Origin of the sequence: Herbaspirillum sp. DW155, assembly GCF_037076565.1 — a bacterium.
Lineage (GTDB): Bacteria > Pseudomonadota > Gammaproteobacteria > Burkholderiales > Burkholderiaceae_D > Herbaspirillum.
Genome location: NZ_AP029028.1, coordinates 2,912,198 through 2,930,130, shown reverse-complemented (window position 1 = coordinate 2,930,130; position 17,933 = coordinate 2,912,198). Strand labels below are relative to the sequence as shown.

The 17,933-nt window shown below is 65.0% G+C and carries 15 protein-coding genes; 7 read left to right on the top strand and 8 right to left on the bottom strand.

All coding sequences use genetic code 11. The annotated features are described in order from the left end of the window. Nucleotides 1-68 precede the first annotated feature (68 nt). Nucleotides 69-350: a PAAR domain-containing protein gene (locus AACH55_RS13445; protein WP_338715029.1), complete on the bottom strand. Its 282-nt coding sequence runs from the start codon at nucleotides 348-350 to the stop codon at nucleotides 69-71. A gap of 322 nt (nucleotides 351-672) precedes the next feature. Here AACH55_RS13445 and AACH55_RS13440 point away from each other — a divergent pair, with 322 nt between their 5' ends. Further along, nucleotides 673-1,923, top strand: coding sequence for a PepSY-associated TM helix domain-containing protein (locus AACH55_RS13440; RefSeq protein WP_338715028.1), 1,251 nt, complete (start codon nucleotides 673-675; stop codon nucleotides 1,921-1,923). A 22-nt stretch (nucleotides 1,924-1,945) separates the two neighbouring features. Here AACH55_RS13440 and AACH55_RS13435 read toward each other — a convergent pair whose 3' ends face one another. Next, on the bottom strand, nucleotides 1,946-2,770 hold the full coding sequence (locus AACH55_RS13435) for a universal stress protein (protein ID WP_338715027.1): 825 nt from the start codon (nucleotides 2,768-2,770) through the stop codon (nucleotides 1,946-1,948). Nucleotides 2,771-3,169: 399 nt separating this feature from the next. On the opposite strand from AACH55_RS13435, the gene AACH55_RS13430 reads away from it, so the two are divergent. Together AACH55_RS13430 and AACH55_RS13425 are read left to right on the top strand one after the other, a co-directional pair. After that, nucleotides 3,170-3,586, top strand: coding sequence for a VOC family protein (locus AACH55_RS13430; protein WP_338715026.1), 417 nt, complete (start codon nucleotides 3,170-3,172; stop codon nucleotides 3,584-3,586). Next, a complete protein-coding gene (locus tag AACH55_RS13425) occupies nucleotides 3,583-4,533 on the top strand; it encodes a glyoxylate/hydroxypyruvate reductase A (RefSeq protein WP_338715025.1) in 951 nt (316 codons plus the stop codon). Before AACH55_RS13430 ends, AACH55_RS13425 begins: the two co-directional genes overlap by 4 nt. Nucleotides 4,534-4,549: 16 nt before the next feature. Here AACH55_RS13425 and AACH55_RS13420 read toward each other — a convergent pair whose 3' ends face one another. The 6 genes from AACH55_RS13420 to AACH55_RS13395 all read right to left on the bottom strand — a co-directional run bounded on the left by AACH55_RS13420 (nucleotide 4,550) and on the right by AACH55_RS13395 (nucleotide 14,156). After that, complete coding sequence (locus AACH55_RS13420) at nucleotides 4,550-5,986, bottom strand: heavy metal sensor histidine kinase (protein ID WP_338715024.1); 1,437 nt, start codon at nucleotides 5,984-5,986, stop codon at nucleotides 4,550-4,552. Further along, a complete protein-coding gene (locus AACH55_RS13415; RefSeq protein WP_338715023.1) occupies nucleotides 5,979-6,671 on the bottom strand; it encodes a heavy metal response regulator transcription factor in 693 nt (230 codons plus the stop codon). Before AACH55_RS13415 ends, AACH55_RS13420 begins: the two co-directional genes overlap by 8 nt. A gap of 132 nt (nucleotides 6,672-6,803) precedes the next feature. After that, a complete protein-coding gene (locus AACH55_RS13410; RefSeq protein ID WP_338715022.1) occupies nucleotides 6,804-9,956 on the bottom strand; it encodes an efflux RND transporter permease subunit in 3,153 nt (1,050 codons plus the stop codon). Beyond that, nucleotides 9,953-11,224, bottom strand: coding sequence for an efflux RND transporter periplasmic adaptor subunit (locus tag AACH55_RS13405; RefSeq protein ID WP_338715021.1), 1,272 nt, complete (start codon nucleotides 11,222-11,224; stop codon nucleotides 9,953-9,955). The genes AACH55_RS13410 and AACH55_RS13405 overlap by 4 nt, the downstream gene beginning before the upstream one ends. 55 nt (nucleotides 11,225-11,279) lie before the next feature. Continuing rightward, on the bottom strand, nucleotides 11,280-12,833 hold the full coding sequence (locus AACH55_RS13400) for an efflux transporter outer membrane subunit (RefSeq protein WP_338715019.1): 1,554 nt from the start codon (nucleotides 12,831-12,833) through the stop codon (nucleotides 11,280-11,282). Nucleotides 12,834-12,971: 138 nt separating this feature from the next. Further along, nucleotides 12,972-14,156, bottom strand: coding sequence for a citrate synthase family protein (locus AACH55_RS13395; RefSeq protein ID WP_338715018.1), 1,185 nt, complete (start codon nucleotides 14,154-14,156; stop codon nucleotides 12,972-12,974). Between the two features lie 108 nt (nucleotides 14,157-14,264). Between AACH55_RS13395 and AACH55_RS13390 the strand changes: the two genes are divergently transcribed. The 4 genes from AACH55_RS13390 (at nucleotide 14,265) to AACH55_RS13375 (ending at nucleotide 17,924) form a co-directional block, all read left to right on the top strand. Then, nucleotides 14,265-15,662, top strand: a complete 1,398-nt coding sequence (locus AACH55_RS13390) for a CoA transferase (protein ID WP_338715017.1) — start codon at nucleotides 14,265-14,267, stop codon at nucleotides 15,660-15,662. A 52-nt stretch (nucleotides 15,663-15,714) separates the two neighbouring features. Then, the gene (lepB, locus tag AACH55_RS13385; protein WP_338720293.1) at nucleotides 15,715-16,407 is read left to right on the top strand and encodes a signal peptidase I; all 693 of its coding nucleotides are present in this window, start codon (nucleotides 15,715-15,717) and stop codon (nucleotides 16,405-16,407) included. Nucleotides 16,408-16,515: 108 nt separating this feature from the next. Further along, nucleotides 16,516-17,166 carry a TetR/AcrR family transcriptional regulator gene (locus AACH55_RS13380; protein WP_338720291.1) on the top strand — a complete coding sequence of 217 codons (651 nt, stop codon included), beginning with the start codon at nucleotides 16,516-16,518 and terminating at the stop codon, nucleotides 17,164-17,166. Nucleotides 17,167-17,585: 419 nt separating this feature from the next. Further along, on the top strand, nucleotides 17,586-17,924 hold the full coding sequence (locus tag AACH55_RS13375; protein ID WP_338715016.1) for a hypothetical protein: 339 nt from the start codon (nucleotides 17,586-17,588) through the stop codon (nucleotides 17,922-17,924). Nucleotides 17,925-17,933: the final 9 nt, after the last annotated feature.

Here is a 17,933-nt window from a genome sequence, read left to right as displayed (position 1 = left end):
TGCCAAGCCTGCCGCCGCCTTGAAGAGACGGCCTGCTCATCCAGGCGCAGGCCGTTTTTTCGTTCATATCAGCTATCGTCCGGCGTGCCGGCAATCCTGGCCAGATGCTGGGTGGCGATGAGGACCGCGCCGCACGAGGTCAGCATGCCTTCCACTGCCGCGTTGCGGCCCAGGTATTCGTATTTTTGTTCACCAGCCAGAATGACGAATTCACATCGGCATTGCGGGCAATAGCCGCGATGGCCGACGCCTGCCATCGGCTTGCCGTACAACTTCACATTTGCAAATCCCTCCTGCACCACGCCGCCGTGCGAGGTCGGATCGTCGAGACGAATGATGGCCCTGGGCATGTGCACTTCCTTTCATACGATGAAAAGAAATGACGATAAATCCAGCGGCGCCGCTGTAGTGGATAGACGGCAAGAGAGCAAGCATCTTCAGTAATTTTTTCAGGGATATGTCGAATCAATTCGAGGGGCTTATTACCCTGACATGAGAAACCTGGTCATCAAGATTCCCTTTTTCTGTCATATTACTTAAAATAAATAAGAACTATTATCGTTCTTATTTGAGTCGATCAACATGAAGAGAAAATCTTCGTGGCGATTTCATGGATTCCCCTGCTGCTTGCACTGCCACTTGCACTGCCGCTTAACCACCTGAGCTCCGCCCATGCGTCATCTTCTCGTTCTTCTGCATCGCTGGTTCGGCCTGGCCGTGGCGGTCTTCCTGTTCATCGCCGGTGCGACCGGCGCGGTGATCTCCTGGGACCATGAGCTCGATGCCTGGCTCAATCCGCAGCTCTACCATGCCCGCAGCGCCGACCGTCCCGATGCCGGTGCGCCCATGCCGGGCCTGGAGCTGGCGCGGCGGGTGGAAGCGGCCGAACCCGAACTGCGCGTGACCTATGTGCTCACCCAGGCCGAGCCTGGCCAGACCATCGGCATGATGGTCGAACCGCGCCCGGACCCCGCCACCGGCAAGCTGCCCGCGCTGGACTACAACCAGATCGCGGTCGATCCGGTGACCGGCGAAATCCAGGGCCGGCGCATGTGGGGTGCGATTTCCCTGGCCCGTGAAAACCTGTTGCCCTTCCTCTACAAGCTGCATTACACGATGCACCTGCCGGCCGTGGGCGGCATCGAAACCGGCATCTGGCTGATGGGCATCATCGGTATCGTGTGGGCGCTGGATTGCTTCATCGCGCTCTATCTTTCCTTCCCCAACTGGCGCAGCTGGCGCAAGTCGCTGGCTTTCCGCTGGCGCGAGGGCGGGCACAAGCTCAATTTCGATCTGCATCGTTCCGGCGGTGTGTGGGTCTGGGGTCTGCTGCTGATCCTGGCCGTGACCTCGGTATCGATGAATCTGGAACGCCCGGTGATGCGTCCGATCCTGCAGACCTTCTCCACCCTGAGCGCCGGTCCCTTCGAGACCCGCGCGCCGATTGCGCCCGACCAGGTGCCGGAGCCGCGCATCTCGCGCGAAGAAGTGGTGGCACTGGGCCGCGTGCAAGGCCAGAAGCTGGGTCTGAGCGAACCGGTGGGCGGGGTGTTCTATTCGGGCATGTTCGGGGTGTATGGCGTGGGCTTCTTCCAGCCCGGCAATGACCACGGCAATGCCGGACTGGGCAATGCCTGGCTGTATTTCGATGCCATGACCGGCGCCTATGAGGGCGGCAAGATTCCGGGGCGGGGCAGTGCCGGCGATATCTTCCTGCAGGCGCAATTCCCGCTGCATTCCGGGCGCATTCTCGGCCTGCCGGGGCGCATACTGATTTCGTTCATGGGCGCGCTGGTGGCCATGCTGTCGGTGACGGGCGTGGTGATCTGGGTGCGCAAGCGACGTGCCCGTCTGCAGCAGCGCCAGCGGCTGGTCACTCCAAAAACACCGGCCCGCGAGGGGCCGGTGGCGGAACTGCGCTAGGCGCCGCAGCGCGATGGCCGCATCAGTGCGCCATCAGCACCGGCAGCGTCATGGTCTTGAGGATGGTCAGCGTGACGCCGCCCAGCAGCACTTCGCGGAAGCGGGTATGACCATAGCCGCCCATGACCAGCAGATCGGAGCCCTTGTCGGCGGCCAGTGACAGCAGGGCATTGCCGATATCCAGCGTGGTCTGTTCCTGCGCCACTTCCACCTTCACGCCGTGGCGCGCCAGGTAGAGCGCGATGTCGGCGCCGGGTTCTTCGCCGTGGGTGCCCAGGCGCTTGTCGGAATTGAACAGCACCACCGTCACGTTGTCGGCCTGGCGCAGCAGCGGCAGCGAGGCGGTGATGGCGCGGGTCGATTCCATGCTGCCATCCCAGGCGATCAGCACATTCTTGCCCACGTGCTTGAATTCACCGGCACTGGGAATGATGAGCACCGGACGCGGGGCGTTGAGCATGACGTATTCGGGCAGGTCGGTCAGGAAGCTGTCATCGGCATCATCCAGATCAGCCTGGCTCACCACCACCAGGTCGGCATAGCGCGCCTGCAGGGCCAGGCCGCCTTCGGCGTCGTCATCGATGAAACGTTTCTCGCAGGAGGGCACGCCCACGCTGTTGGCGATCTTGTCGAAGTTTTCCAGGGCAGCCAGGGCGCGGTCACGGAAACCGTCCATTTGCGCAGCGATGTAGGCCGCGCCTTCCATGGTGATGAAGCTGGAGATGCCGCTGACGGCACTGCCGATCAGGTGGGCCTGCTGAGCGCGGGCCAGCTCGGCGGCGATGCGGATGCGTTGGGCAGCGTGGCGCGACTGATCGACGTGGACCAGGATGGACTTGTAACTCATGGTGGCTCCTCGGGATATTCATGGGGGAAGACATCCGGGGCGGGATGCCATACATCCAGAGTAGGCCCGGCCCCGGTCATCGTCCAGCGCAAATCCGGCACTGCTTGACGCATGTCAATCGCGGCTGGTGCGTGTATGGAGACATCGGCGGCTTGTTTCCATACATGCGCCCGGGACTTGCGTTGCGGTATGCTTGTCGGCTTTCGCAACTAGAACCCATTTCATAAATAGGCGTGAGATGCGTTCTGTCCAGAATGGGCGAATTGCTGCGTTACGAATTTGGGTCAAGACGCCCAGTCTTGACCCAAATTCGCGCCTTGCACTTCATCCCAAACGGGACTCGCTCGCACTCACGCCTATTTATGAAATGGGTTCTAACCTGCCGATCCGGGACTTTCCATGCAATCCATCTTCCACCTGGCTTACCACGTGCGTGACCTCGACCAGTCGCGCCGCTTCTATTGCGACCTGCTCGGTTGCGCGCAAGGGCGCAGTACCGACACCTGGGTCGACATCGACTTCTTCGGCCACCAGCTCTCGCTGCATCTGGGCGAACCGTTTGCCGTGAGCAACACCGGCCATGTCGGCCAGCATCTGGTGCCGATGCCGCATCTGGGCGTGATCTTGCCCATGCAGGACTGGCAGCAACTGGCCGACCGCCTCAGCGCCAGCGGTGCGGTGCAGTTCGTGCTGGCACCGCAGATACGCTTTGCCGGCGAGCCGGGCGAGCAGGCCACCATGTTCTTCCTCGACCCGTCCGGCAATCCCATCGAAGTCAAAGGCTTCCGCGACCTGGCCACGGTGTACGCCAAATGAGCGGGCGCCTCCCGATTCCCTTCGTCAGCCAGAGCGACGCTGCCTCGGTGGCCGCCTGGCTGCAGGCTTTGCGCGCGGCCATGCCGGAGGAGGAGATCCTGGCCTTTGCCGATCTGAATGAACATCAGCGCGCGCAGTGCCGTCTGGCCATCGTCGCCAATCCTGATCCGGTGCATCTGAAGCAACTGCCGCAATTGCAGTGGGTACACAGCGTCTGGGCGGGAGTGGAGCGGCTGGTCGCCGATCTCGGGCAGAGCGGCCTGCAGATCACGCGCCTGGTCGATCCCCGGCTGGCCGCCACGATGGCCGAAGCGGTGCTGGCCTGGACGCTCTACCTGCACCGCGACATGCCACATTACGCGCGCCAGCAGCAGGCGCGGCAATGGCAGCCGCTGGAGTACGTGCTGCCGGAACAGCGCCGTGTGGGCATCCTCGGCCTGGGTGCGCTGGGGCAAGCGGCAGCCGGTGCGCTGCGCCAGGCGCGTTTCCCGGTGATGGGCTGGAGCCGCAGTGCGCGCAGCGTGCCTGGGGTGCAGAGCTATAGCGGCATGGATGGACTGGCGCAGATGCTGGCACAGACCGATATCCTGGTGTGCCTGCTGCCGCTGACCGCCGACACGCGCGGTCTGCTCGATGCGACGCGGCTGGCGCTGTTGCCGCCGCAGGCACAGCTCATCAATTTTGCGCGCGGGCCGATCATCGATGACGCGGCCTTGCGCCAGGTGCTCGATGATGGCCGCGTGCGCCATGCGGTGCTGGACGTGTTTGCCACCGAGCCCTTGCCGCCGGAGGCCTGGCCGTGGTCGCATCCTTCGGTGACGGTGCTGCCGCATTGCTCGGCGCCTACCGATTCAGGCACGGCTTCGGCCATCGTGGCGGCCAATATCCGCCATTATCGCCAGACCGGTGAGATCGCCGCCAACGTCGATCCCGGTCGCGGTTACTGAGTGAAGTGCGCCAGTCTCACTGGCGCGCGATGGTAAAGCCGATGGTGTTGTATCCGCCGCTGCTGCTGGCAAAGGCGCGTCCGCCATGCATGCGCGCCACCGCCTTGACGATGGCCAGGCCCAGGCCGTGGCCGTGGCTGCCGTTGATGTCCTGGCGCGCGCTGTCGACGCGGTAGAAGCGGTCGAACAGGCGCGGCAGGTGTTGTTCGTCGATGGCCGGTCCGGGATTGGTGACGGCCACCCTCACCATCTCCTCGCCGGCGGCGATGTCGATGCGCAACTGGGCCCCCTGGGGCGAATGCTGGATGGCGTTCTGGATCAGGTTGGTCAGGGCGCGCTTGAACAGCGCTGTTTCCATGGTGGCCGTGGCCTCGAGGTCGCCGGCGATGGTGATGCTCATGCCGGTGTCATCGAGCACGAACTCGAAGAAATCCGCCGTCTTCTGCACCGCCTCGGCCACGCTGGCCGGTACCCGTGCGGTGGCGGCCTCGCCCTGGTCCGAGCGGGCCAGGAAGAGCATGTCATTGACGATGGAACGGATGCGGTCCAGCTCTTCCAGATTCGATTGCAGCACGTCCTTGAATTCGCCCGCACTGCGTTCGCGCGCCAGCGCCACCTGGGTCTCGCCGATCAGGTTGGCCAGCGGCGTGCGCAGTTCATGGGCGACATCGGCGTTAAAGGCTTCGAGTTGCGTATAGGCTTGTTCGATGCGTTCGAGTGCACCATTGAAGGCATCGGCCAGCACCGACAACTCCTCCGGCAAGGCTTCCACCGGCATGCGCGCCGACAGCTTGCGCGGCGAAAAACTCTGGGCGCGTGCCGACATGCGCCGCAGCGGCGCCAGGCCGGCGCGGGCGATCCAGTAGCTGGAGATGACCGCCAGCACGATGCCCAGCAGCGAGGAGATCGTGGTGGCGAGAAGGAATGTGCGGCGCATCTCGAAGTAGGGCGCGCCATCGATGCCAACCGTGACCCGCACTTCCGGCCGGTCCTCGAAGGCTGGCAGGGTGCGCGTCATGATGTGCAGCGGATAGGCATGGCCCGGCAGATGCAGGCGGCCGACCTGCTTGCCATCGGCATGGCTGATGGCGGACGGCGACAGGCGCGCGAGGTCGCCATAGGTGAAGCGCGGATCGTCGCTGGCGATCCAGAAGAACACATGCTGGTCCGCCTGCGACAGCGTGGACAGCTTCATCTGTACCCGGGCCCAGCGCTCCGTATTGCCGGCGCGTTCGATCTGGTAGCTGATGTCGTTGAGCGTGGTGAAGAGCGCATCGCGCTCATGGCGCAGCAGTTCTCCCTTGAGCACGGTGTAGAGCACCACCCCGGCCACCGCGAAGATCAGCAGCGCCGAGGCCGCCGACATCAGTACCAGGCGCGCAGTGATGGACTGGCGCAGCGGCAGGCGGCGCTTTCTGGCGGGGGCGGCCGGCGTGGGTCGGGTCTCAGTCATCGATGACGTCGGAGGTGGCGCGCGGCTCCAGCACATAGCCCATGCCGCGCACGGTGTGCAGCAGCTTCTGCTCGAACGGTGCATCGATCTTGGCGCGCAGGCGCTTGATGGCCACTTCCACCACGTTGGTATTGCTGTCGAAGTTCATGTCCCAGACCAGCTCGGCAATGGCCGTCTTGGACAGAATCTCGCCCTGGCGCCGCGCCATCACGGCCAGCAGGGCAAACTCCTTGGCAGTCAGGTCGATGCGCAGCCCGCCGCGGTAGGCCTTGCGCGAGATCAGGTCGATCTGCAGATCGCCGATGCGCAGTTGCGGCGCTTCCTGCACGCGGCCACGGCGGGTCAGTGCCTGCAGGCGTGCCAGCAGTTCGAGGAAGGAGAAGGGCTTGATGAGGTAATCGTCGGCGCCGTCGTGCAGGCCCTTGATGCGGTCTTCCACGCTGTCGCGTGCGGTCAGCATGATGACCGGGGTCTGCTTGACCGTGCGCAGCGAGCGCAGCACGGCAAAGCCATCCATGCCCGGCAGCATGACGTCCAGCACGATGACGTCATAGTCATGCTGGATCGCCAGGTGCTGACCATCGACCCCGTTAAAGGCCACATCGACCGCGCAACCCTGCTCGGTCAGGCCCTTGCAGAGGTATTCGGACATCTTTTGCTCGTCTTCGACTATCAGGATCTTCATGCGGTCTCCACCGGCGGCGCCGGGAAACTCTCCCGGCGCGCGCCCATGCGGGATTCTACCTTTCCCGGCTTTTCAATAGGAATGAGGATGACGCAATACCTCGGTACCTCGGTGCTTCAGTGCTTCAGTGCTTCAGTGCCCCTGCGCCAGGCGCGCCGCCTTGCGTTCCTGCCTTGCCTTCTTCTTGCGTTCATACCAGTAGTGCGCGCGGTCCAGGTAGAGATAGACCACCGGCGTGGTAAAGAGCGTGAGTGCCTGCGACAGCACCAGGCCGCCCACCATCGCATAGCCCAGCGGCCGGCGCAGCTCGGAACCGGCGCCGTGGCCGAGCATGAGCGGCAGGCCCGAGAGCAGGGCGCACATGGTGGTCATCATGATGGGGCGGAAGCGCAGCAGGCAGGCCTGGTAGATCGCTTCTTCCGGCTTCATGCCCTGGTTGCGCTCGGCGGTGAGGGCGAAGTCGATCATCATGATGCCGTTCTTCTTGACGATGCCGATCAAGAGGATGATGCCGATCAACGCAATCACCGACAGGTCATAGCCGCCGATCATCAGGATCAGCAGCGCCCCCACACCGGCCGAGGGCAATGTCGACAGGATGGTCAGCGGATGGATGTAGCTCTCGTAGAGCAGGCCCAGCACGATGTAGACCGCGATCAGGGCCGCTGCGATCAGATAGGGCTGCGAGGAGAGCGAATCGCCGAAGGCCTTGGCCGTGCCCTGGAAGTTGCCCACCAGGGTCTGGGGCACGCCCATTTCGTCCTTGGTCTTCTGGATCACATCGACCGCCTCGCCCAGGGACACGCCCTTGGCCAGGTTGAAGGAAATCGTCACCGCCGGGAACTGGCTCTGGTGGCTGATCGAGAGATAGGAGGTCTTGGTGGTATCGACCTTCACGAAGGTCGACAGCGGCACCTGCTGGCCGGTCACCGGCGAGGTCAGGTAGAGTTTGTCGAAGAGTGCAGGATCCTTCTGCAATTGCGGCGTCACCTCGAGAATGACGCGATAGCTGTTGATCTGCGTGAAGTATTGCGCCACCTGGCGCTGGCCGATGGCGTCATAGATGGTGGCGTCGATCAGCGAAGGCGAAATGCCGAAGCTGGAAGCGCGCGCGCGGTCGATGGTGATGACGGCGGCGGCCGCCTGGTTCTGCTGGTCGGACGCCACGTCGGTCAGCTGCGGCAACTGGCGGAACCGCTCCAGCATGCGCGGCGCCCACACGTTCAGTTCATCCAGATCGGTATCGGTGATGGTGTACTGGTACTGAGTGCGCGAGAGGCGGCCACCGACGTTGATGTCCTGGCTGGCCTGCATGAACAGGTTGACGCCCTGCACCTTGGCGACCTTGGGACGCAGGCGCGTGATGATTTCGTCGGCATTGGCGGTGCGGCCTTCATCCTTGGGTTTCAGGGCGATGAAGAACTGTCCGGTATTGAAGGTGGTCGAGCCGGCACTCATGGCAAAGCCGATCACGTCCGGGTCCTGGCGCACCACGTCGGCGACCTTCAGCAGACGTTCCTGCATGGCTGCGGAGGACGTATCCTGGGCCGATTCGGCAAAACCGACGATGACGCCATTGTCCTGTTGCGGGAAGAAACCCTTGGGAATGAAGATGAACAGCACCACCGTCAGGGCCACCGTGGCGAGGAAACTCATCAGCGTAATGAACTGGTGCTTCATCACCACGTCCAGCCCGCGCTTGTAGCCATTGAGCATGGCGTCGAAGCAGCGCTCAAACCACTGGTACAGCTTGCCGTGCTGGCGGCCATGTTCGTTCTTGAGGAAGCGCGAGCACAGCATCGGCGTCAGGGTGAGCGAGATGATGACCGACACCCCGATGGTCAGCGTGACCGTCACCGCGAACTCGCGGAACAGGCGGCCGACGATGCCGCCCATGAGCAGCAGCGGAATGAACACCGCCACCAGCGACACCGAGATCGAGATGATGGTGAAACCGATCTCGCCCGCGCCCTTCAGCGCGGCCTCCAGCGGCGACATGCCTTCCTCGACGTAGCGGTAGATGTTTTCCAGCATGACGATGGCATCGTCCACCACGAAGCCGACCGCGATGGTCAGCGCCATCAGCGACAGGTTGTCGAGGCTGTAGCCGACCACGTACATCACCCCGGCCGTCCCCATGATGGCCAGCGGCACCGTCACCGAGGGGATCAGCGTGGCGGCGACGTTGCGCAGGAACACGAAGATGACCATCACCACCAGCGCGATGGTCAGCACCAGCGTGAATTCCACATCTTCCACCGAGGCGCGGATGGTCTGGGTGCGGTCGATCAGGGTATTGACCTGGATGGCCGCCGGAATGGCGGCGCGCAGGCGCGGCATGGCGGCCTTGATGCGGCCCACCGTCTCGATCACGTTGGCACCGGGTTGCTTGGTGATGGCCAGCACGATGGAGCGGCCATTGGTGATGGTGTGCTCGGAGCTGTTGGCGGCCCCGGCGAAGGCCCAGGCGGCGATCTTGTTGTTTTCCGGACCGTCGATGGCCACGCCGATGTCCTTGACCCGGATCGGTGCGCCATTGCGCCAGGCCAGCACCATGTCACTCCACTGGTCGGCCTTGAGCAACTGGTCGTTGGTATAGACGGTAAAGGCCTGGCGCGCGCCATCCACGGTGCCCTTGGGCTGGTTCACGGTGGTGGTGGCGATGACGCCACGAATGTCTTCCAGGCTGATGCCCAGCGTAGCGATCTTGGCCGGATCGACCTGGATGCGCACGGCCGGCTTTTGCTGGCCGTTCACGTTGACCAGGCCTACGCCGGAAATCTGCGAGATCTGCTGGGCCAGGATGTTGTCGGCATAGTCGTTGACCACCGTCAGCGGCAGCGCATCGGACTGCACCGACATGATCATGATGGGCGAATCGGCCGGGTTGATCTTGCGGAAGGTCGGTGGATTGGGCAGGTTGGACGGCAACTGCCCGGTGGAAGCGTTGATGGCGGCCTGCACGTCCAGCGCGGCCGCATCGATGTTGCGGTTCAGGTCGAACTGCAGGGTGATCTGGGTGCTGCCAAGGGTACTCTGCGAGGTCATCTGCGAGAGGCCCGCGATGAGCGAGAACTGGCGCTCCAGCGGCTGCGCCACGTTGGAGGCCATGGTCTCGGGACTGCCCCCGGGCAATTGCGCCGTGACCTGGATGGTCGGGAAATCGACCTGCGGCAGGGGCGCCACCGGCAGCAGCGGCCAGACCGCAATCCCCACCAGCAGAATGGCGATGGCCAGCAGCGTGGTGCCGATGGGACGCTTGATGAAGGCGGCGGAGACGCTCACTTGGTGCTTCCTTTCGCCTCAGCGTTGGCAGTGCCGGCAGCCGGGGCAGCGGGGGCAGCCCCCTTGGCCGGCTGCGGCTTGCTCTCCACGATGCGGCTGCCCGGCTTGAGCTTGTACTGGCCGTCGATCACCACCCGCTGATCGGCCGTGACGCCGCTGTCTGCAGCCAGCACGGCGATGCCATCCTGGATGCGGTCGACCTTGACCGGTTGCATGCTGGCCTTGTCTTCCTGGTCGATGGCGTAGACGTAGGTGCCTTGCTGGTTACGCTGAATGGCCGCAGCCGGCACGGTCAGGGCATTGCCATGACTGTTCATCACCAGGCGGGCGTTGACGTACTGGCCCGGCCACAGCTTGTGCTCGGCATTGTCGAAGCGCGCCTTCAGTTGCACGGTGCCGTTGCTGGTGTTGATCTGGTTGTCCAGCAGCACCAGCTTGCCGGTGGCCAGAACTTCCTGCGAGTCGCGCGCGGCGGCGATCACCTTGAGCGGTTTCTGGCTGTTGCGCTGGGCGCGGTTGATGCTGACCACGGCTTCTTCGGGCAAGGTGAAGACCACGGTGATCGGGTCGATCTGGTTGATCACGACCAGACCGGTAGTGTCTGCCGCATGAACGATATTGCCCGGATCGACCAGGCGCGCACCGACGCGGCCCGAAATGGGAGCGTTGATGGTGGTATAGCTCAGTTGCACCCTGGCATAGGCCACCTGCGCCTCATCGGTCTTGACCGTGGCTTCCAGCTGCGCCACCAGCGCCTTTTGCGTATCGAGCTGCTGCTGGGTGGCCGCGTCCTGGCCACGCAGGGTGGTGTAGCGCTGCAGGTCCAGCCGCGCATTCATGAGGTTGGCGGCATCCCTGGCGCGCTGCGCTTCGGCCTGGGCCAGTTGTGCCTGCAAGGCGCGCGAGTCGATCTGGGCCAGCAACTGGCCTTTCTTGACGTCTTCACCTTCCTCGAATCCCACCTTGTCCAACTGGCCGTCGATGCGGGTCTTGACCACCACGCTGGCATTGGCCGTGACGGTGCCCACACCGGCCAGGTAGAGCGGCAGGTCGCGTTCCTGCACGCGCGCCAGCGAAACCGCCACCGGCGGGGCGGCCTTGGCCGTGCTCTGGTCGGCGGCACTGGCGCGCTGCATGGTGGACCAGCCAGCCACGCCGGCGGCGAGGAGCAGGGCGGCTGCCACGGCGATGGCCAGGGTGGAGCGTCGCGGTGTGCGCGGATGCCGGGGAGCGTTGGGGGATGTTGGGGAGTTGGGTGAGGTGGTCATGCCTGAAACTCGTCCTGGAAGTGTCACGTTGGATTCGAAATAGTCTGTGCGCCGCTCAGCGCGCCGCCGTGGGGGCCTGCTGGCTGGCCGGATCGGCTTGTCCGGCTTGCCAGCCGCCTCCGGTGGCCTTGATCAGCGCCACGCTGGCGACCAGCTGGCGGCCCAGCAGGGTCACCGCGCTGCGCTGGTTGGTCAGCGACGTCGCCTGGCTGGTCACCACCGACAGATAGGTCACCGTGCCGGCGCGGTATTGGCTCATCGCCAGTCGTTCGGCCAGCTGGGCCGATTGCACGGCCTGGGCCTGGACGGCGCTTTCCTGATCCAGCACGCGCAGGGTGGAGAGGTTGTCTTCCACATCCTGCAGAGCGGCCAGCACGGTCTGCTTGTATTGCGCGGCGGCCGCGTCGTAGGCCGCGACGGCGGCGTCATTGCGGGCGCTGCGCGCGCCGCCGTCGAAGAGGGTCTCGGCCAGCGCCGCGCCCAGCGACCAGACACGGCCGGGCGTATTGAAGAGGTCGGCGAAGGACGCATTGCTGTAGCCGCCGCTGGTGGAGAGCGTCAGGGTCGGGAAGTAGGCTGCCCGCGCTACGCCGATGTTGGCATTGGCGGCGGCGGCCAGGCGTTCGGCATTGGCGATGTCGGGGCGGCGCTCCAGCAGGTCCGAAGGCAGGCCTGCCGGGATCTGCGGCAGGCTCGCTTGCAGGCGCCGGGCATTGGCGTCCATGGCCTCGTCACTGGCGTCGGCGGCCGGCAGCGGTGCCAGAGTGAAGGCGGCGGGCGCCTTGCCGATCAGCATGGCGATGGCGTGTTCCAGCTGGTTGCGGGTGGCCTCCAGATCAATCAGTTGCGCCTGGGCCGCGCGCAATTGCGTCTCGGCCTGCGCCACGTCCGAGCGCAGGGCGGTACCGGCCTGGTACTGATGGCTGGTCAGCTGCAGCGAGCGCGTATAGGCCGCAACGGTGCGGCGATACAGATCCTTTTGCAGGTCGGTCACGCGCAATTGCAGGTAGTCCTGGGCCAGGGTGGCCTGGATCGTCAGGCGGGCGGCGGCCAGGCTGGCGGCGCTGGCTTCGGCATTGGCGTCGCCGGCTTCGGTGCCACGGCGGATGCGCCCCCAGAGATCGGCTTCCCACGATGCGTTCAGACCCACGGTGTAGGTGTTGCCCAGTCGCTGCACGCCATTGGTGTTGGTTTGCGCGCGCGTGGCACCGGCCTGCGCGCCAACGGTCGGCCACAGGCTGGCGCGCGCCACGGCGGCGGTGGCCTGGGCCTGGCGATACTGGGCGGCGGCTTGCTGGATGGTCTGGTTGGCGGCGTTGGCCTGGGCGATCAGGTCGTTGAGGACGGGATCACCATAGGCTTCCCACCAGCGCTGGCGGTCATCGACCTGGCGCGGCGCGGCCACTTTCCAGGGGCCTTGCTCCTTGTAGGCCTGGGGCAGCTCCATGGCCGGACGCACATAGTCGGGGCCGACGGCGCAACCGCCCAGCAGCGCGGCCAGCGCCAGCACCGTCATTCCCTTCTTGGCGCGGAAGGGGGAATTGTGGGGGGGATGAGTGAAATGACGAAGACTGACGCTGGCTGCGACGCGGCGAAACGGGACGACCATAGGGCTCACGGAGATGGCTTGCGGATGAAGGACCGGCCGGCTGGCAGCGCCCCTCAGCGCTCACGGTCGACCTCGGCTTACAGCGCTAATGTAAATGTTGCCCCTCAACACGAGGCTGACATCAAGATGACAATTTTGTCAGCCAGGGCGTATTCCGGTATAGGCGGCACGTGGCCGGATCAGGTTGCCGTTGCGTCCCTGTTCGAGGGCATGGGCGATCCATCCCAGCGAGCGCCCCAGCGCGAACAGCCCAAAGGCGCTGCCCGGCGGCAGTCGCAGATGCCGCCGCAGGGCGGCCATGGCAAAGTCCACCGAGGGTGGATGACCCGTCAGTTCGCGCACCACGTCGATGATTTGCTGCCAGCGCGGATGGGCAGGCAGCAAGGTGTCCAGCAGGGCGATGGCGCGCACGTCGCCCTGCGGATAGAGATGGTGCCCGAAGCCGGGCAGCTCATCGCCGCGCGCCAGCCGTTCGCGCACGCTCGCGGCCGGGTCGGCATGCGCGTCCAGCGCATCGAGCAGGGCGTCGACCCGTGCCGTGGTACCGCCATGCAGCGGGCCGGACAGGGCGGCCAGCCCACCAATGACGGCGGCTTGCAGGCTGGCCCCGGTGGAGGCGATGCAGCGGGCGGTAAAGCCGGACGCATTCAGTTCATGGTCGGCACACAGCACCAGGGCGCGCCGCACCAGCTGGGCACCCGCCTCATCGAGGCGCCAGGCGCGGGCGCACTGGAGGTGCAAGGGGGCCGTGGAGGGCGCACTGCCCAGCAGGCAGGCTGCTAGGCGGCGCACCAGTTCGCCGCAGCTGGCCAGGCGGCGCGGCAGCGGCAGGCGCCATTGCGCACCGATGTCGGTGCCGCAGGCCAGTGCGAAGAGCGGTAACAGGGTCTGTTCAGCGCGACCCTGCGTCCATTGGGCCTGTACTGCAGCCAGTTCGCTGGGCATGGACGGGGGCGTGTCGCCGAAGGCGTCGGCCACCTCGCACTCCCACAGCAGTGCCGCCACTTCTTCCACGCTGGCCGTGGCGCTGAGCGCTACGGCGTCGCGGCCACGGTAGTAGAGCCGGCCGTCTTCGATCAGCGTGAGCGCCGATTCCAGCACCGGCAAGCCCCAGTCCAGCGCCGCCCGCGCCACTTCGCGCGGCTTGCGCCCGCGGCTGCGGCTGGCCGCCAGGCGCTCGACCTCGCTGGCCAGGTAGCGGCTGTCGCGCGCTTGCCCGCCGGGATGCGCGTGCAGCAGGCCACGGCTGACGTAGGCGTACAGCGTCTGGCGCGACACGCCCAAGAGGGTGGCGGCCTGGGATGAAGAAAGGTAGCGGCTCACGGAATAGATGAAGATGAAGGGATCGATAAGTTGATTAAAGTAATCAATATTGACGATTAATTCAAGGCTAGTATCCTGCTTGCATCGCATTGCTTGACGAGGCCCGCCATGACATCCCGTTCCATTGCCCAGACCATGCTGCAACTGATCTGGAGCGCGCTCGACGGTCATCCCGATGAACCCGCCGCCGTCAGGCTGGTGGGGCAGGGCGACCTGCCCTCGGTGTTTGCCACCACCGACCTGGCCCAGGCGTCGGTGGCCGCAGCCGGGCTGGCGCTGGCCGGCCTGGTCCACAGCGGCGGCGCGGCGCGCCCGGAAGTGGTGTGTGACCGCCGTCTGGCGGCGATGTGGTTCAGCAGCAGCCTGCGTCCCCAGGGCTGGGCACCGCCGCCTTTGTGGGATGCGGTGGCGGGAGACTACCGCGCTGCCGACGGCTGGATACGCCTGCATACCAATGCCCCCCATCATCGTGCGGCGGCATTGGCCGCACTGGGGCTGGATGCGCAGAGCGCCGCGCGCGAGGACGTTGCGCACGCCGTGGCACGCTGGCAGGCGACAGAACTGGAAAGCGCAGTGGTGGCGCACGGCGGCTGCGCTGCCCAGATGCGCAGCCACGCGCAATGGGCCAGCCATCCGCAAGGGGCAGCCGTGGCCAGCGAGCCGCTGGTGGCACGCCAGTTCTTCGCGGGCGCCGCCGTGCCGGCGCGCAGGATCGACCCCGCACGGCCACTGGCCGGGGTGCGCGTGCTGGATCTTACGCGCGTGCTGGCCGGCCCGACCGCCACGCGTTTCCTGGCCGGCTTCGGTGCCGATGTGCTGCGTATCGACCCGGCCTACTGGGACGAACCGGGCGTGGTCCCGGAAATGACGCTGGGCAAGCGCTGCGCCGGACTGGATCTGCGCCGGCCCGCCGACCGCGCTGTCCTGGAAGACCTGCTGCGGCAGGCCGACGTGATGGTGCATGGCTACCGCGCCGATGCGCTGGAGCGGCTGGGGCTGGGCGCACAGCGCCGCCGCGAGCTCAACCCCGGCCTGGTGGATGTGGCGTTGAACGCCTACGGCTGGAGCGGCCCCTGGGCTGCACGGCGCGGCTTCGACAGTCTGGTGCAGATGAGCAGCGGCATTGCCGAGGCGGGCATGCGCGCCGCCGGCGGCGACAAGCCTGTGCCGCTACCGGTCCAGGCACTGGATCACGCCACCGGTTATCTCATGGCTGCCGCCGCCGTGCGCGGACTGACGCTGCGCCAGACCGACGGGGCCGGGAGCCAATACCGCCTGTCGCTGGCCCGCACCGCCTGCCTGCTGGCCGCTCATCCGGCTCATGCCGCCTCATCCGGGCAGCCGCAGCTCGCCGGGGAGACGCCGGCCGACCTGCACCCGCATCAGGAAATGACGGCCTGGGGAACGGCCCGGCGCTTGCTCGGGCCGCTCAGCCTGGGCCAGGCGGAGATGGCCTGGGACCGCCCGGCCTCGCCCTTGCGTTCGGCGCGGCCCGCATGGTCCTGATTTCGTTTAGCATGGTGGCCTCTTCGAATATGGCCAATACGAATTCATCATGATGAGCTCCACTGTGAAAAAACTGGTAGCAGGCAACAAGGGCTTGCTGGCCTTCATTGCGCTCATGGTGGTGTTTCGCAGCGCCATTGCCGACTACAACGTCGTGCCCAGCGGCTCCATGCTGCCGACCGTGATGGTGGGCGACCGCATCCTGGTGGACAAAACGGCCTATGACCTGCGCCTGCCGCTCACGCACATCAGCCTGATGCGCCTGGGCGAGCCCAGGCGCGGCGACATCGTGACGATCGATTCGCGCCAGGCCGGCGAACTGCTGCTCAAGCGCATCATCGGCCTGCCCGGCGACGTGGTGGAGCTGCGCGATAACGTGCTCTTCATCAATGGCCGCGCCGCCCGCTACGGCGCGGCCCAGGTGCCGCCCGAGAGCGGCGACGGCGCGGATCAGGCGCGCTACCGCGACGAAAAGCTCGATGGCATGAACCATCTGGTACGCCTCTCCGAGGGACATCCCAGCCTGCACAGCAGCTTCGGCCCGGTGGTGGTGCCGGAGGACCACTACCTGATGCTGGGTGACAACCGCGATAACAGCATGGATTCGCGCTATTTCGGCTTTTTCGCCCGTAGCGAGCTGATGGGACGCACGCGTCGCATCGCTTTTTCACTGGATGCGGATCAGTTCTTCAAGCCGCGCCTGGAGCGTTTTGGGCGCCCCTTGGACGCCATAGCCGCAAAATGATGCCGCATTGACAATTTTTATCGTAAAAATCCTCATTTTTTTGCTGTCAATCGCTCAAGTTGTCCAAAAGCATGCCGTTATCAATGACGGAAAACATGCCTTTGTCATCTGGAGCACATCATTTCTCTCACCTTCATCTCCGATCCGGCCACCGGTCGCCGCAGGAATGCCGTCAGCCATGACGCCATCCTCGATGCCACTTATGTGATGCTCGAGGAGATCGGTTTCGACAAGCTTTCCCTGGAAGGCGTGGCTGCGCGCGCGGGCGTGGGCAAGGCCACCATCTACCGCTGGTGGCCCAACAAGAGCGCCCTGGCCATGGAGGCCTTGTTGCGTGTGGTGGAACCCTTGCCCCCCATCGGCGACAGTGGCTCTGCCCGTGAAGACATCCAGACCCACATGCTGCAACTGTCCCAACTGTTGCGCGGCAAGTCCGGCCGGGTCGTGCGCGAGATGATTGCCCTGGCGCAGTTCGATCCCGAGAGCCAGCGCATCTTCAATGACAATTACCTGGAACCGCGCCGGCTGGCGCTGGTGAATGTGCTGCGCCGTGGTGCCCAATGCGGAGAGTTCAGGGAAGATGCCGACCTGAACCTGGTCTTCGATCTGCTGTACGCCCCTGTACTGCAGCGTCTGCTGACCGGCAGCGCCGACATCGACGAGCGCCAGATTCAGTCCCAACTGAAGCTGGTCCTGGGCAGCATCGCGTTGCCTCAAACCATCTTTACGCAGGGTAAAGTTTCGCCACAACAAGCGTAAATTTTATTGAGCAGGTGATTGTTTGCACCTAGAATCCGAGACGAAACGTATCGTATTGGTTCTGGGTAAGTGAACTTTTGCGTCAAAAATCAGGCATTCCGGGCAGCCGGGGTGGCCTGCAGGCGCCAGCAGACGGCGCCTACTGACGACGAAAATCCATCTCTTCCTCCGCAGAGGGTGCGGAGGACAGCCCACGGGGAAATGCGAGCCACCTGCGCGTCAGGTGGTCTGTTTTGTTCCCGCGCGCCGGTGCAGGCCGGCGTGTTCCAATCCACGTTGATCCGGACAGATATCGCCAACTTCCCGCCGCGGGAGGCTGGTTCATGCTTGCCGCTGCGCACTTGGGCGTCGTCATGACGGCGCGGCGGCAACACAGGGGCAGACCACACATGCAACATATGCCAGTGCAAGGGGAAAACATGCACAGCAACGCAATGCAGCCAGGCCGGGGCGGCGACGCCCGGGCGCGCGGCGAGCAACACCGCCGGCGCTATCGCACCACGCGCCGCTGGTGTCTGAGCGGCTTCGTCGCTATTCCGCTGCTGCTGGGATTTCTCTGGTTGCAGTTCGTCAGCGCCATGAGCGACGGCGAATTGTTCTATGGCGGGCAGATGTGCGACTGCAGCGCGGCGGTCACGATGTGGGTGCAGGATTATGTCTGGACCCAGATGATCTGGTTGCCGGGTAACATGATCTTCCTGCTGATCTGGATCGCGCTGGCGGTCAAGCTGTGGAGCGGCAAGCGCAGCGCAGGCTGAGCCGTCGCG